General features: G+C 68.9%; 3 protein-coding genes. All 3 read right to left on the reverse strand.

All coding sequences use genetic code 11. The features are described from left to right. Positions 1-92: 92 nt before the first annotated feature. Genes pilO through pilM form a run of 3 tightly spaced genes read right to left on the reverse strand, consistent with a single transcriptional unit; the run spans position 93 to position 2,294 of the window. Positions 93-689: a type 4a pilus biogenesis protein PilO gene (pilO, locus tag VKG64_05945; GenBank protein ID HKB24581.1), complete on the reverse strand. Its 597-nt coding sequence runs from the start codon at positions 687-689 to the stop codon at positions 93-95. A gap of 1 nt (position 690) precedes the next feature. Beyond that, entirely contained in the window at positions 691-1,248 is a 558-nt protein-coding gene (locus tag VKG64_05950) for a PilN domain-containing protein (protein HKB24582.1), read from the reverse strand. After that, on the reverse strand, positions 1,245-2,294 hold the full coding sequence (pilM, locus tag VKG64_05955) for a type IV pilus assembly protein PilM (GenBank protein ID HKB24583.1): 1,050 nt from the start codon (positions 2,292-2,294) through the stop codon (positions 1,245-1,247). The genes VKG64_05950 and pilM overlap by 4 nt, the downstream gene beginning before the upstream one ends. Positions 2,295-2,349: the final 55 nt, after the last annotated feature.

Here is a 2,349-nt window from a genome sequence, read left to right on the forward strand (position 1 = left end):
CGGCGCCGCCGGCGCGGGCGGGGGCTCCGGCGAGCCGCCGCACCCGTCGAGCGCGCACGCGAGAGCAGCGAGCAGGAGCGCCCGCGCCGCCGTCACTTCGGCGCCCCCGGCTTCGGCGACCCGAGCGGCCGGTACTGGTACGTCGCCAGCGTCAGCTCGGCGCGTACCGCTCGGCCCGGCCGATTCGTGGACGCGAGCTTCATCTCCCTGAGCGTCACGACCCGCGGCAGCCGCGCCACCCGCTCGAGGAACTCGCCGAGCTGGTGATACGAGCCCTCCGCGCTCACGGCGATCGGGATCTCGATGTAGTAGTCCTTGGTCTGCGCTTCGCGCGGCTGGAAGAGCGCGATGCCGAGTCCGGCCTGCGAGCCCGCGTCGTTGAGCGAGCGGTAGAGCGTCGGCATCTCGCGCTCGGTCGGGAGCCGGTCCTTCAGCACGCCGACCTTCGCTTCGAGCTCGGCCATCTCGCGCCGGGTCTTCGCGAGGTCCGCGACCATCGCCCGGCTCCTCACGACCTCATCGGTGAGCGCCGCGTTCTGCGCGCGGAGCTGCACGAGCTTCGCCTCGAGCGGCGCGAGCAAGAAGTAGTACGACGCCACGCCGATGATCGCGAGCCCGAAGACCCCCAGCGCGATCTTCTGGGGCTTGGGGGCGTTGACGATCGGAGCGAGGAAGGCAGGAAGCGCCATGCTAGCCCTCGAAGCGGCAGGTGACCTCGAAGGTCACCAGGGGAGACGGCCGCGCCAGGTCGCGCCGGGAGACGATGATGTCGACGTCCTTGAACTTGCCGGAGGCGCGCAGATTCTGCATGAAGTCGGCCACCGCGGTCGTGGAGAACGCCGAGCCCGAGATCCGGAGGACCTGGTTCCGGTCTTCGATGCCGGTGATCCAGAGGTCCTTCGGGATCATGTTGGCAAAGGCGTCGACGAGCACGATCGGCCGCGCCTGCCCCTTGGTGAGCTCCTCCAGCACGGCGAGCCGCTTGCGAAGCTCCTCGACCTGGGCCTTCACGTTCGCGCCCTGGCCGAGCGTCGCCTTGAGCTGCGCCAGCTCCGTGTTCTTCTTGTCGATCTCCTGGGTCAGGGTCGACTCCTCGCCGGACAGCGTCCACCACCAGGCGCCGAGGCCGCCCGCGGCGACCACGTAGACGATCAGGAAGAGCCACCCGAGATTGAACGCGGGGAGCGCGGGCAGCGTGAAGCCGACCCGCCGGCGCTTCGCGTCGGGCGCGAGGTTGATCCGGATCATCGATCCTTGTCCCCCGGCCGGCGGAGCGCGAGCCCCACCGCGACGGCCAGCGTCGGCCCCGCGGCGTTGACCGCCTCGGCGTGCTCCGGATCCACCTCGATGCGCTCGAAGGGCCGCGCGAGCTGGACCGGGATGCCCCAGTTGGACGAGAGGTAGTCGTTCAGGCCCGGGAGCAGGGAGCACCCGCCCGCGAGGACGATCTTGCCGATCCGCTCCGACTCCGCGGTGGACGCGAAGTAGTCGAACGTGCGCTGCACCTCGAGCGACAGCTCGCGCGAGACCGCCTCCAGCGCCGGGACCACCGCCTCCCAGCGGACGCCGACGTCGCGGCCCAGCTTGGCCGACTCCGCCTGCTCGAAGGGGATCTTCAGCTGCTGCGCGATCGCCTGGGTGTAGTTGTTGCCACCGAACGGGATGTCGCGGGCGAAGATCGTCGAGCCGCCGCGCACGACGTTGGTCTTCATGAACGAGGCGCCGATGTCGATGAGGGCGACGGCCTCGTGCTGGTCGTCGGGGTAGTTGAGCTCGAACTGGTTACCGAGCGCGAAGCTGTCGACGTCCACGATCGTGGGCCTGAACCCCGCGTGCTCCACGACCGACGCGTACTCGAGGACCTTCGACTTCTTCACCGCCACCAGGATGAGGTCGAGCAGGTTATCGTGCTGGCCGACGCCGTGATAGTCGAGGAAGACCTCTTCGATCGCGAACGGAATGTGGTGTTCCGCCTCGAGCTGGACCACGTCGTGGATTTCCTTGGGCGGCACCTCGGGGATCTGGATCTTCTTGATGATGAGCTCGCGGCCGCAGATCGCGATCGCGGTCTCCCTCCCCTTCACGCCGGCCTTCGCGACGGCGGCCTTGATGGCTTCCACCACCGTGCCCGAGTCCTTGATGGTGCCGTCGGCGATGGCGTCGGGCGGCAGCGGCGCGATGCCGAGCGCCCCGATCCGGTATGTGCCCCCCGTCTCCGTGAGCTGGAGCGCCTTGACGGCGCTCGACCCGATGTCGAGCCCGAACACTTGCGGAGCCTTGCGGAAAAACGCCATGTTTAAACGCCTTTCTCCTCCGTGGATAAGTAGTATAGGCGCGGGGCCGCGAGGG

Source organism: Candidatus Methylomirabilota bacterium, from assembly GCA_035260325.1.
Taxonomy (GTDB): Bacteria; Methylomirabilota; Methylomirabilia; order Rokubacteriales; family CSP1-6; genus AR19.

What these genes read in the sequence shown, in the direction of transcription:
- pilM (HKB24583.1), bottom strand. Translation starts at nt 2,294, where the DNA reads ATGGCGTTTTTCCGCAAGGCTCCGCAAGTGTTCGGGCTCGACATCGGG.
- VKG64_05950 (HKB24582.1), bottom strand. Translation starts at nt 1,248, where the DNA reads ATGATCCGGATCAACCTCGCGCCCGACGCGAAGCGCCGGCGGGTCGGC.
- pilO (HKB24581.1), bottom strand. Translation starts at nt 689, where the DNA reads ATGGCGCTTCCTGCCTTCCTCGCTCCGATCGTCAACGCCCCCAAGCCC.